The sequence below is a fragment of the Variovorax sp. P1_H12_2 genome (genome assembly GCF_056405335.1).
This window is the reverse complement of record NZ_JBFUCI010000194.1, coordinates 1-11111: the sequence shown is the minus strand read 5'-3', so window position 1 is coordinate 11111 and position 11111 is coordinate 1. Positions and strand designations below refer to the sequence as shown.

The window sequence follows — 11111 nt, the reverse complement described above, 5'->3', positions numbered from 1 at the left end:
AGAGCAGCCAGCAGCGCGTGATCGCCCTCGCCGAGCGCGAAGGCTTCACGGTGCGCCAACTGGCCCAGCGGCTTGGCGGCTACGGCGGCCTGGCCTTCGTCGGCACGGCGCAGACCATCGCCGACGAGATGCAGGAGTGGCTGGAGTCCGAAGGCTCGGACGGCTTCAACATCATGTTCCCGTGGCTGCCGGGCGGGCTCGACGCCTTCGCCGACAAGGTGGTGCCCGAACTTCAGCGGCGCGGCATCTTCCGGCGCGAGTACGAGGGCGCCACGCTGCGCGAGAACCTCGGCCTTCCGCGGCCGGCCAACCGCTTCTTCGCGGCCGCCGCACCGTCTGCTTCTTAGGGCTACTTGTTGGGCTGGGGCGTCAAGCGCAGGTAGGGGCGCACGGCCTTGAAGCCCTTCGGGAAGCGCTCGGCCAGTTCGGTCGGGTCCTGCAGGCTCGGCAGGATCACGACGTCGTCGCCGTCCTTCCAGTTGGCGGGGGTAGCCACCTTGTGGCTGTCGGTCAGTTGCAGCGAGTCGATCACGCGCAGGATCTCGTCGAAGTTGCGGCCGGTGCTCGCCGGGTAGGTGAAGGTGGTGCGGACCACCTTCTTCGGATCGAAGATGAAGACGCTGCGCACGGTCGCCGTGGTCGACGCATTGGGGTGGATCAGGTCGTAGAGCTCGGCCACCTTGCGGTCGGGATCGGCCAGGATCGGGAAGTCGACGGTGGTGTTCTGCGTCTCGTTGATGTCGCCGATCCACAGCTTGTGCTTGTCCGCCGGATCGATGCTGATCGCAATCGGCTTCACGCCGCGTTTCGCGAACTCGCCCGACAGCGCCGCCGTTTTGCCGAGTTCGGTGGTGCACACCGGCGTGAAGTCGGCCGGGTGCGAGAACAACACCACCCACGAATCGCCCGCCCACTTGTAGAAGTCGATCGTGCCCTCGCTCGAGTCCTGGGTGAAATCGGGGGCGGTGTCGCCGAGTCGCAGAGTGGCCATGGAAGCTCCTGAGAGGTCAAAAGCTCGATTTTGGAAAGACATGCCACTCGCGCCAACGAAGGCCTTGTACTTCGATATGCAGTTTCTGTATCGCCCCGCTGCGGCTCTTCGACCCGGCTACTTTTCGGCGAAGGCGCGCTCGACCACGAAGTCGCCCGGCGTCGAGGTGTTGCCTTCCTTGAAGCCGCGGGCCTCGAGGATGTGCTTGAGGTCGACCAGCAGGCCCGGGCTGCCGCACAGCATCACGCRGTCTTCGGCGGCATTGAGCGGCGGCAGGCCGAGGTCGTCGGTGAGCTTGTTGCTCTCGATCAGCTCGGTGATGCGCCCCATGTTGCGGAACTCCTCGCGCGTCACGGTCGGGTAGTAGAGCAGCTGCTTGTCGATCATCTCGCCGAGGATCTCGTGCTTGGGCAAGTGGTCGGTGACCAGGTCGTGGTAGGCCAGTTCGTCGATCTGGCGCACGCCGTGCACCAGGACGACCTGCTCGAACTTCTCGTAGGTGTCGGGGTCGCGGATGATGCTCATGAAGGGCGCCAGACCGGTGCCGGTGCCGAACAGGTACAGGCGCTTGCCCGGCAGCGTGTAGTCGATCAGCAGCGTGCCGGTGGGCTTGCGGCCGACGATGATCGTGTCGCCGACCTGGATGTGCTGCAGCTTCGAGGTCAGTGGGCCTTCCTCGACCTTGATGCTGAGGAACTCCAGGTGCTCCTCGTAGTTGGGGCTGACGATGCTGTAGGCCCGCAGCAGGGGCTTGTTGTTGACCTTCAGGCCGATCATCGTGAAGTGGCCGTTGGAGAAGCGCAGGGCCGGATCGCGGGTGGTAGTGAAGGTGAACAGGCGGTCGGTCCAGTGGTGGACGCTCAGCACGCGTTCTTCGCTGAAGGCACTCATTGGCGCGTGACGGCCCGATCCGACTCAATGCGCTCACCCGACGCCGGCGCCTCCACCAGTTCGAACTCGATCAGTGCGCCATGGGTTCGCGCCGGGTCGAGCGCGGCGCTGGTCTGTGCCGCGTCGGTGGTGCGCAGCACCAGCGCGTAGGGCCCTTCGCCGCGTGCGGCGAGCCGCTGCGTGAGCGGGCTCGAGGGCTCGCCGATCGGGTCGCGCGGTGCCGACAGCACCAGGGCACTGCCGCCGACCGCGACGACCGCGATGCGTCCGCTGCTGCCCGGGAGCGCCACCGCCTGGCCGACATGGGCGCGTTCGTCGTCGCCGCCATCGCCATCTCCGAACAACGCGCGGTAGCGCGCCAGGCTGGCGTCGAGATCGTGCACCGCGATGGCGAGGCTGGCGACGCCGAGCGCGCCGTTCGGATGCACCCGGGCGGCGCCTTCGGGCACCCGCAAGGCGCGCGGCGTCACGTCGCCGCACAGAAATGGCAGGTCGGGCGACGGCGGCCGCGCGGTCTGCCAGCGCAGCCGCTCGCCGTCGGGACGCAGCCGCCCGCCATCGAGCGGGCCATCGAGGACCAAGCCGCGCGCCGCGGCGCCGGCCACCGTGTCGGCGGTGCTGCGCGGCAGCAGCGCATAGTCGACGATGCCTTCGCCGTGGCGCTGCAGCAGCTTCCACCAGCGCTCCTCCGGTGCCGGCGCCTTCCAGGCGATCAGCTCGAAGTAGCTGCCATCGGCGAACACCACCAGCGCGTTGTGTGTGGTGCGGCCCGGATGATCCCCGCCGTGCTGCACGTTGAAGCCCAGCGCCATGTAGTCGGCGATGGCAGATTCGAGGTCGTTGACGACGATGACGATGTGGTCGAGAGGAAGAGACATGGCTTTGCTTTCGAGGTTCAGGCAGCGATGGCGTCCGGTGCCGTCTCGTCGGCGTTGGCCGCCGCAGCACGGGAGTTGACCAGCTTGACCTCGGCGCGGATGGCCTGCGGATTGCGCAGCAGGTTGAGGATCGGGCAACTGCGCTCGACCGCCTCGAACAACGCGTCGATGTCGGCGCGGCTGGCGGGCGAATCGATGTGCACGGTGTAGCCGATCTGGTGCGGCCAGATCGGCGTCTGTTCATGGCCCGGCCTGCCACCGCGCGGATCGATGATGCCGGTGACCTCCACCTCGAGGCTCTCCAGCGGCACCTGTCGCTCGGCGGCCTGGATCAGGAAGATGTGGGTGACGCAGGTGCCCAGCACGCCGAGCTGGAGCTCCGGCGAGCTCGGGCCCAGGTTGTAGCCGGCGAAGTCGGGCGGGCTGTCGCTGATGACCTGGTGCTCGCGGATGCGAAGGCGGCGCACGCCGCTGCGGCCTTCGGCACGCACGCTGGCCTTGAGCTGGGCGGGCTGCGCGGTGCCGGCTTCGATGGCGGCGTTGCGTGCGAGCACGGCAGCGCGCTTCTCGGAGAGGTAGTCGTTCAAGTGGCTCATGACAATCTTTCTTGGTTCAAACAGGTCCGGCGGGAAGCCGGTGATTCTTCGCATCGGCCGTCCGATGCGGAACGAAGAAGAAAGAGCAGGCTTAGTCGGTTTCCGTATATCCCTTGAGACGACAACGCGCAGTGGCTCGGGACAGCAAAATGTCACTCGAACCGAGCACACCCGTGCGAGCAAAGGATTGCGACATGAAGAAACTCTGGTTGCATCCCCTCGCTTGCTGCTGCGCTTTCGCGGCCGGCGCCGGTGCCGCCGAGAGCTGCGAGACCCTGCGCGCCCAGATCGAGGCGAAGATCGCCGCGGCGGGCGTGACGCGCTTCACCGTCACAACGCTCGATGCCGCCGCGCCGGTCGAGGGCCAGGTGGTGGGCAGCTGCGAACTCGGCAGCAGGAAGATCGTCTGCCAGCGCGACCGCGGCAACGGTCCCGAACCACCTCCATCGCGCGTCCGCGGCGAGCCGATCCTCACGGAGTGCAAGAACGGCAGCGTCTCTGTCGGCGGCGATTGCCCCCGATAAAGCGGGCTCAGCGGCAGACCGTGGTGGTCCCCACCGGCGTACAGGTTCTGCCGTCGAGGCCCTGGTATCGCTTGTCGAGCGCAGCCAACCAGGCGGCACCGCGCGTAGTCGTAACCCTTGTCCGCATGTAATTTCTCGGCCACTGGCGCGGCCTTCCGCGCTTGCCACCCACCGCCGACAGGGCCCGGCGCTCATCCCGCCGACCTGACGTATGACGCGCGGCCGATCGCCAACAGGCGATCGCTATCGTCGAACAGATCGACGTCCGCCACGCCCACGGTTCGGCCGTTCCGGCGGACACGCGCAATCACTTTCAGGTCCGTGGCGACGGCCGGACGCAGGTAGTCGACGCGGAAGTTGATGGTCGGCAGGCCCCGGCCGAGTTGCATCGCCAGCGCGAAGTCGCCCACGGTGTCGATGATCGCGGCCAGCGGACCGCCGTGCCACTGCTYGCTGCCGCGTTCCCGCTCGAACTCCGGCTTCATCGGCACGCGCACCGTGAGCAGGCCCTGCGCGAGGTCGAGCGATTCCGCCAACAGGCCCAGGGTCGCGATGTAGGGCGAGTCGTCGAAATGCCGCTGGACCTGCGCCAGCGTGAAGGTCTCCACCTGCGCCGTGCTCATGGATTCACCAGAACCTTGCCGACGATGCGGCGCTGCTCGATGCTGCCCAGGGCCTGTGCGCCATCGGCCAGCGCGTAGCGCTGGTCGATGGGCACCTTCAGCTCGCCTCGCTGCACCTTGTCGAGCAGGGTGTGGATGTCGTCGCGCTGCCAGCCGTTGGAGCCGCGGATCTGCAGTTCGAAGGTCCAGATGAACCGGAGGTCTTCCTTCGGGTCGTAGCCCGCCGTGGCGCCGCAGGTCAGCGCGCGCCCGCCGACGCGCAGGGTCCGCAGCCCCTTGACCCAGGTGTCGCCACCGGTGAAGTTGACCACCACGTCGATGCCGCGCGGCAGCGTGCCTTCCGGGTTGCGCTTGATCGTCGGCTTGCCGTGCCGCGCGTGCGACACCTGGAGGAAATCTTCCTCGGTGTAAAGGATGGTCTCGTCGGCGCCCAGCGCCTTCAGCCGCTCCGCCTTTTCGGGCGTGCCCGCGCAGGCGATCACATACGCGCCCGCCGACTTGCAAAGCTGCAGCGCACAGACGCCCACGCCGCCGCTCGCCCCGAGGATCAGCACCTTCTCGCCGGCCTGCACCTGGCCGATGGTGCTCACCATGCGGAGCGCGGTGCCATAGGCCACGGGCAGTGCGGCGGCTTCGTCGAAGCTCACGGCATCGGGCAGGCGGATCAACTGGTGCGCCCGCGCAAGGCATAGCTCGGCCAGCCCACCATGCACCGTCTCGCCCATCAAGCCGCCCTCGATTCGGTTGATCGGGTCGACCAGCACGCGGTCGCCGACCGACCAGCCCTCCACGTCGGCGCCGATGGAGACGATCTCGCCGGCCACGTCGAGGCCCATGATGGCCGGCAGCGGGATCCGGATGCCGGGCATGCCGCGGCGGGTGAACACGTCGTGGTAGTTGAGCGAGGCCGCGCGCACACGCACCACCACGTCGCCCTGCCCCGCCACCGGGTCGGGGAAATCGGTCTCCAGCTTCAATTGCTCGGGGCCGCCGTGTTCTCTCAGGACAAGTGCCTTCATCAGGTGTTCTCGGTTCGTTGGGATTGCTTCAAGGGAAAGGGGAGCTACCAGCTGGCGACGCCGCGCACCGCGGCCTGGGTGAGCGCAAGGCCGTGCTGCCACACCGCGTTGCGCCAGTCCTCGGCCACGGGGTTCAGCGCGTCGAGCACGTCGGCGGCCATCTGTTGGCGCACGTCGTCTTCAAGGCCGGCGCCATGGCGCCGCAGCCACTGGTCCAGGCGCAGCGCGCGTCCGGTGACCGCGCCGCGCGTGCCGAACTCGATCACCGCGCCCGCCAGCTGGCGGCCTTCGAGAAACGCCTGCACGCCATAGAAAACGAGGCCCTGGTAGTGAGGGCGGGCCAGGCCGTTGGGCCTTGAGCCGATGACCTTGTCCGCGCCCCACCAGCGGGCTGCCTCGGCCTGCTCGGCTGAGCCGTCTTCGTTGAAGCACAGGAAGAAGGGCTGGCCGCGCTCGCCGATACCTGTGTGCCAGTCGATCAGTCCGACCTTCTCGGCGCTGCCGAGGTGGCTGCGCACGATGTGTTCCAGGGTCACGTTCGACCACTCGCGCTGCACCCCGCCGTAGAACGGTCCGAACGGGTCGACGTACTGGCCGCGGGCCAGGGTGTCGAACAGCGCATCGGCGCCGTGGCGTTCGACGAAGGCCTTCTCGGCCGTATCGCCGGCAGCCAGCTGGTCCTGCGACCAATAGGCCGGCACCAGGTGCTCGCGCAGTTCGTCGTAGTGCGGGTTGACCGGATGCGGCTGCCGGTGGTCGACGAAGTTGCGGTTCAGGTCGACATTGTTCTCGGTAGTGCGAGTGCCGCGCGCGAAGCCATAGGGGTTGATGCCGTGCACCAGCAGCACGCCGGTGTCCGCCGGGATGCGCGCGGCATCGCCGCTCTTGAGCCAGGCCACCTGCGCGGCCGACCCGGCATAGCCCTCCTGGCCATGGGTTCCGCTGATGACCAGCAACTGGCGCCGCCCGTTGCGATTGCCCAGGTGAGCAACGTCGATGGCCAGCGCCTCGCCCGAGGGCCCGCGCTCTTCGGGATGCTCGTGGGCCTCCAGCGTGACGGCGCCTGCCGCCTCGGCCGCGCGGCGAAAGCGCTCGCGTGCGCCCACATAGCTGGCGGCAAAATAATCGGTGAAGTTCATGTCAGCCTTGATCGGTGAAAGTGAGTGCCAGGCCGAACGCCTGGCGGGCCGGCACGATGAGCCGATGGGGCAGCTCGATCACACCCTGGATCCCCCCATGCGTGAGCACGGCGCGTGCGGCGGCCAGGTCATGGGTGCGCAGCGTGAGACCGGCGTACCGGTCACCCGAGCCGAATTCGCGCCGGGCCTGCCCGTGCAGGTGCACGTCGACCTGCTCCGGCGTCAGGAACAGCACGACCGAGCGTCCGGTGTCGAGGCGCAACCCGCCCAGCACAGGGCTCACCGCCTGGTCGCCGAACGCCTCGACGAACGGGCGCACACTGGCCGCCGGGTCGGTGGCCGAAATCACGAACTCGCGAATGCCGGTGGCGCCGTTCGGATGGGTGCGCCACGCCTCTTGCCATACGTTCTCGGGCGTGTCGTGCTGGCAGAAGAACACCACGCCGCCGGCGCTGGTGTCGGCGGGCAGGTGCAGGACCTGGAAGCGGGCATCCGCCACCCGGCCCCCGGGCAGGGCGACCGGCCGCGAGAAAGACAGCGGCTCATCGACCGGCACGCCACGCGCCTTCAGCCGGCGGGCGACGTCGTGCACGTCGCCCGGTTTGAAGACGAGCCCGATCAGGCCGTTCGGGTACTGCCACATGGGCTTGTCGGCCTGCGCGGCGGCCTGCGGCGGTTCGTAGCCGAGGAGCTCGAGGTAGTCGTCGCCGAAGATGGCCAGATGGTTGCTGGTGCCCAGCGTGTGATGGCCGCGCGCCAGCAGCGAGAAGCCGAGGTCGCGAAATCGCGCCGAGGCGCTGTCGAGCTGGTCCTTCACGCCGATGACGACGTGGTCGATCTGAAGAGGCAAGTCGCTCATGGGATTTTCCTGTAGAGGCTCAAAGGCGTTGGCCGCYGCTCGCGTCGATGCGCTGGGCGGTCACCCAGCGAGCGGCGTCGGAGGCCAGGAAGGCCACGACGTCGGCGATGTCGTCGGGCTGCCCGACGCGTCGCAGCGCCGTGGTCGCCGCAATCGCCTGCGCCGACGCCGGATGGCTGGCGGCGGGGTTCATGTCGGTGGCGGTGGCCCCCGGCATTACCGCGTTGACCGTGATGCCGCGCGGCCCGAGCTGCTCGGCGAGCAGCAGCGTCAACGCTTCGAGCGCCGCCTTGCTCGGCGCATAGGCGGCCATCGCCGGATAGGCGGCGCGCGTGCCCATCGACGACACGTTGATGATTCGCCCCCCGTCCCGCAGCCTCGACAGCGCGCGCTGGATGATGAAGAAAGGGGCCTTGAAATTGACCTGCAGGATGCGATCGAGGTCGGCTGGCGTCGTGTCCTCGATGGTGGCGCGCAGGCCCACGCCGGCGTTGTTGACGAGGATGTCCAGCCGGTGCTCGCCAAGCCGCGCTTGCAGCACCGGGTCGAGCGCGTCAAACAGCTGCTCCGGCCCGGTCGCCGCCTGCAGGTCGGCGGCAATCGCCACGGCCTGGCCGCCGGCCGCCTCGATGCGCCGCACCACGTCGAAGGCCGCCTCGGCTGCCTGGTTGTAGTGCACGGCCACCAGGGCACCGCGCTGCGCGAGCTTCAAGGCAATGGCGCGTCCGATGCCGCGGCTGGCGCCCGTCACCAGCGCCACCTTGCCGCGCAGGTCTTGGGTGGGCTCGCCTTCTGGACTTGTTCGATCCACGTCGCTCATCTCGACCACGCCTGTGCGGCTTCCAGTTCACGTGCCTCGCGCAGCAAGGCTGCGCGATCGATCTTGTTGGTGCCCGCCCAGGGCAGCTCGCTGCGAAACGCGATGCGCCGCGGATGCTGGTAGGCCGGCCCGCGCTGGATGGTGAACTGCTTGAGCGCGTCGACCGTCGCCGTCGATTCCGCCGCGAGCACGATGAAGGCCACCGGCACCGCGCTGCGTTCCTCGTCCGGCAGCGGGACCACGGCCGCATGCTGCACCTGGGGGTGCTGCTCCAGCAGCTTCTCGACTTCGCCGGGGTAAATGTTCTCGCCGGAGCAGACGAACATGTCGTCGGCACGGCCCACGAAGTAAAAGAAGCCCTGCGCATCGCGCCGCATCACGTCGCCGCTGATGTACCAGCCGTCCCGGAACACCTCGGCACTCTTGGCCGGCAGGTTCAGGTAGCCGGTCGCGACCGCCGGGTTGCGCATCCACAGCACGCCTTCGTCGTCGCCGGTGCCGCCGACCAGCTTGACCTCGCCGCCGGCAATCGCGAAGCCGAGCGCCAGTGGTGGAATCGGCCTGCCGTCGGCAGGCGGCGCGAAGACGGCCGGCCCGGCTTCGGTCGTGCCATAGCCGTTGCCGACCTGGGCGCTCGGAATGGCCCGGCCGATGCGCTCGATCAGCGAATAGGTCATGGGCGCGGAGCCCAGCCCGATGCGCTTGAGCTTGCCCAGATCCAGGTCCGGCCGCAGTTCGAGCACCTTCACGACGCGCGCGAACATGGTCGGCACGGCCATGACGCTGGTGACGCCCCATTGCGCCAGCGCTTCGGTGTAGGCCGTGGCCTCGAACGCCGGCAGCAGCACCAGCGACGCACCGTGGAGGAAGACCCCCTTGGTGACCATCAGCCCGTTCATGTGGAACAGCGGCTGCGCCACGATCTGGCGCTCGTTCTCGGCGCCGGGGGGCACGCCGCGCGCCTGCAAGGCCCACAACTGCCCGGCATGGCTGAGCGGCACACCCTTGGGCCGGCCGGTCGAGCCCGAGGTGTAAAGCACCTGGGCGAGCTCGCCCGGCTCCGGGACCACGGTGTCGAACTCGGCCGGTTGCACCTGCGCGCCGAAGCCCGTGGGGCCCTCGTCGTCGAAGTCGATCTGCTCGATGGGTGCGGCGAAGGTGCCGCGCCGCGGTCCGTCGACGAATGCGATCCGGACTTCGGAATCGGTGGCGATGTAAACGAGCGTGTCGCGCGCCAGCTTTGTGTTGATGGGCACCGCCACGTGGCCGGCCCGCATGATGCCGAAGTAGGCGGCGATGTATTCGACACTGTTGAGCGAGGCAATCGCCACCCGTGCGCCGCGCGGCAGTCCTCGCGACACCAGCAGCCGCGCCACGCCGCCGGCCAGGCGGTCGATGTCGCGATGGCTGTAGACGCGGGGCGCGTCGGCTTGCCGCAGGTCGATGACCGCGGTGCGGTCCGGATCGCGGCTGCGGTCGATCAGGTCACCCAAATTTGTAGGCTGTGGCATGGGGAGAAGGGGGTTTCTGGAAAGGAAGGACGTTGACGGGCACGGGCGCCGCGGCCACCGGCGGCAGGTCGAAATGGCAGGCCAGCTGGCGCCCGTCGGCCAGCGTGCGCAACGCCGGCGCCTCGGCCACGCAACGCGCCACCGCGTGCGGACAGCGGGTGCGAAAGGCACAGCCTGAAGGCGGCGACAGCGGATTCGGCAGTTCACCGCGCAACAGCGCCTCGGGCCGCGATTGGCGAAGACGAGGATCGGCCACCGGCGAAGCCGCCAGCAGCAGCCGCGTGTACGGATGGGTCGGCTGTTCCCAGATCGCTTCCGTGGGGCCGCTCTCGACCACCTGGCCGAGGTACATCACCAGCAGCCGGTCGCAGACGTGGCGCACCACCGCCAGGTCGTGCGAGATGAACAGGTACGACACGCCCAGCTCGCCCTGCAGGTCTTGCAGCAGGTTGATGATCTGCGCCCGCACCGAGACGTCGAGCGCGGACACGGGCTCGTCGCAGATCAGCAGCATGGGCTGCAGCGCCAGGGCACGGGCGATGCCGATGCGCTGCCGCTGGCCGCCCGAGAACTCGTGCGGAAAGCGCTCGGCGGCGCTCGGCGGCAGGCCGACCTTGGCGAGCAGTTCCTGCACGCGGGCATCAATCTCACGCTGAGGACGACCCGCCACCGACATCGGCTGGCCGATGATCTTGTCGACGCGGTGCCTGGGGTTCAGCGAGCCGTGCGGATCCTGGAACACCATCTGCATCAAGGACCGCAGGGGCCGCAGACGACGCGTGGACAGGTGCGTCACGTCGTGGCCGTCGATGACGACCTGCCCTGCGCTGGCCGGCGTCAGCCGCATGATGGCCTTGCCCAGCGTCGACTTGCCGCAGCCGGACTCGCCCACCAATCCCACCGTCTCGCCAGCCTCGATGTCCAGGCTGACGCCGCGAACGGCCTGCACGACGCCACCCGGCGTCGGATAGCTGACCCGCAGCTCACGCACCGACAACAAGCTCATGCCGGTCTCCTTTCGATCCATCGGCCGCATGGACCGCAAAACAAGCCGCCTGCTGCCCGGCCCCGACGCGCACGAGCGGCGGCCGCTCGGCCAGGCAGCGGTCGAAGGCGCGCGGACAACGGGCCGCGAAGGCGCAGCCCGCCGGCAATGCCGACAGGTCCGCCACCATGCCGGGGATGTCCGCCAGCCGGCTGCCGCGCGCGCGCAGCGGCGACGGCGTCGCGGCCAGCAGGCCCTGCGTGTAGGGATGCTGT

13 protein-coding genes and 1 pseudogene are annotated in these 11111 nt (G+C 68.8%); 2 read left to right on the top strand and 12 right to left on the bottom strand.

What is annotated here, in order from left to right:
- A pseudogene (locus AC1D2K_RS19345) lies at window positions 1–347 on the top strand (LLM class flavin-dependent oxidoreductase); the annotation flags it as partial.
- Window positions 348–349: 2 nt separating this feature from the next.
- On the opposite strand, the gene AC1D2K_RS19340 reads toward AC1D2K_RS19345, so the two are convergent.
- From AC1D2K_RS19340 to AC1D2K_RS19325, 4 genes are all read right to left on the bottom strand, one after another.
- Entirely contained in the window at window positions 350–991 is a 642-nt protein-coding gene (locus tag AC1D2K_RS19340; protein ID WP_478090451.1) for a peroxiredoxin, read from the bottom strand.
- Window positions 992–1108: 117 nt separating this feature from the next.
- Window positions 1109–1882 carry a ferredoxin--NADP reductase gene (locus AC1D2K_RS19335; protein WP_478090450.1) on the bottom strand — a complete coding sequence of 258 codons (774 nt, stop codon included), beginning with the start codon at window positions 1880–1882 and terminating at the stop codon, window positions 1109–1111.
- Window positions 1879–2760 (bottom strand): VOC family protein, encoded by an 882-nt coding sequence (locus tag AC1D2K_RS19330; RefSeq protein WP_478090449.1) that lies wholly within the window; start codon window positions 2758–2760, stop codon window positions 1879–1881. Before AC1D2K_RS19330 ends, AC1D2K_RS19335 begins: the two co-directional genes overlap by 4 nt.
- Window positions 2761–2777: 17 nt before the next feature.
- Window positions 2778–3356 carry an OsmC family protein gene (locus AC1D2K_RS19325; protein WP_478090448.1) on the bottom strand — a complete coding sequence of 193 codons (579 nt, stop codon included), beginning with the start codon at window positions 3354–3356 and terminating at the stop codon, window positions 2778–2780.
- Window positions 3357–3550: 194 nt separating this feature from the next.
- Here AC1D2K_RS19325 and AC1D2K_RS19320 point away from each other — a divergent pair, with 194 nt between their 5' ends.
- Window positions 3551–3880 carry a DUF1161 domain-containing protein gene (locus AC1D2K_RS19320; protein ID WP_478090447.1) on the top strand — a complete coding sequence of 110 codons (330 nt, stop codon included), beginning with the start codon at window positions 3551–3553 and terminating at the stop codon, window positions 3878–3880.
- A gap of 191 nt (window positions 3881–4071) precedes the next feature.
- Here AC1D2K_RS19320 and AC1D2K_RS19315 read toward each other — a convergent pair whose 3' ends face one another.
- The 8 genes from AC1D2K_RS19315 to AC1D2K_RS19280 all read right to left on the bottom strand — a co-directional run.
- Entirely contained in the window at window positions 4072–4503 is a 432-nt protein-coding gene (locus AC1D2K_RS19315) for a PaaI family thioesterase (RefSeq protein WP_478090446.1), read from the bottom strand.
- Entirely contained in the window at window positions 4500–5522 is a 1023-nt protein-coding gene (locus AC1D2K_RS19310) for a quinone oxidoreductase family protein (protein ID WP_478090445.1), read from the bottom strand. Before AC1D2K_RS19310 ends, AC1D2K_RS19315 begins: the two co-directional genes overlap by 4 nt.
- 44 nt (window positions 5523–5566) lie before the next feature.
- Complete coding sequence (locus tag AC1D2K_RS19305; protein WP_478090444.1) at window positions 5567–6661, bottom strand: M14 family metallopeptidase; 1095 nt, start codon at window positions 6659–6661, stop codon at window positions 5567–5569.
- 1 nt (window position 6662) lies between these two features.
- A complete protein-coding gene (locus AC1D2K_RS19300; protein ID WP_478090443.1) occupies window positions 6663–7520 on the bottom strand; it encodes a VOC family protein in 858 nt (285 codons plus the stop codon).
- A gap of 19 nt (window positions 7521–7539) precedes the next feature.
- Window positions 7540–8340, bottom strand: a complete 801-nt coding sequence (locus AC1D2K_RS19295) for an SDR family oxidoreductase (RefSeq protein ID WP_478090442.1) — start codon at window positions 8338–8340, stop codon at window positions 7540–7542.
- A complete protein-coding gene (locus AC1D2K_RS19290; protein WP_478090441.1) occupies window positions 8337–9851 on the bottom strand; it encodes a class I adenylate-forming enzyme family protein in 1515 nt (504 codons plus the stop codon). The genes AC1D2K_RS19295 and AC1D2K_RS19290 overlap by 4 nt, the downstream gene beginning before the upstream one ends.
- A complete protein-coding gene (locus AC1D2K_RS19285) occupies window positions 9826–10857 on the bottom strand; it encodes an ABC transporter ATP-binding protein (protein WP_478090440.1) in 1032 nt (343 codons plus the stop codon). The genes AC1D2K_RS19290 and AC1D2K_RS19285 overlap by 26 nt, the downstream gene beginning before the upstream one ends.
- Window positions 10835–11111: oligopeptide/dipeptide ABC transporter ATP-binding protein (locus AC1D2K_RS19280; RefSeq protein WP_478090439.1), on the bottom strand; the 277-nt coding region annotated here is incomplete at its 5' end. The genes AC1D2K_RS19280 and AC1D2K_RS19285, both read right to left, overlap by 23 nt.

Coding starts and splice junctions, on each gene's coding strand:
- AC1D2K_RS19340 (WP_478090451.1), bottom strand. CDS start 991: ATGGCCACTCTGCGACTCGGCGACACCGCCCCCGATTTCACCCAGGAC.
- AC1D2K_RS19330 (WP_478090449.1), bottom strand. CDS start 2,760: ATGTCTCTTCCTCTCGACCACATCGTCATCGTCGTCAACGACCTCGAA.
- AC1D2K_RS19325 (WP_478090448.1), bottom strand. CDS start 3,356: ATGAGCCACTTGAACGACTACCTCTCCGAGAAGCGCGCTGCCGTGCTC.
- AC1D2K_RS19320 (WP_478090447.1), top strand. CDS start 3,551: ATGAAGAAACTCTGGTTGCATCCCCTCGCTTGCTGCTGCGCTTTCGCG.
- AC1D2K_RS19310 (WP_478090445.1), bottom strand. CDS start 5,522: ATGAAGGCACTTGTCCTGAGAGAACACGGCGGCCCCGAGCAATTGAAG.
- AC1D2K_RS19305 (WP_478090444.1), bottom strand. CDS start 6,661: ATGAACTTCACCGATTATTTTGCCGCCAGCTATGTGGGCGCACGCGAG.
- AC1D2K_RS19300 (WP_478090443.1), bottom strand. CDS start 7,520: ATGAGCGACTTGCCTCTTCAGATCGACCACGTCGTCATCGGCGTGAAG.
- AC1D2K_RS19290 (WP_478090441.1), bottom strand. CDS start 9,851: ATGCCACAGCCTACAAATTTGGGTGACCTGATCGACCGCAGCCGCGAT.
- AC1D2K_RS19285 (WP_478090440.1), bottom strand. CDS start 10,857: ATGAGCTTGTTGTCGGTGCGTGAGCTGCGGGTCAGCTATCCGACGCCG.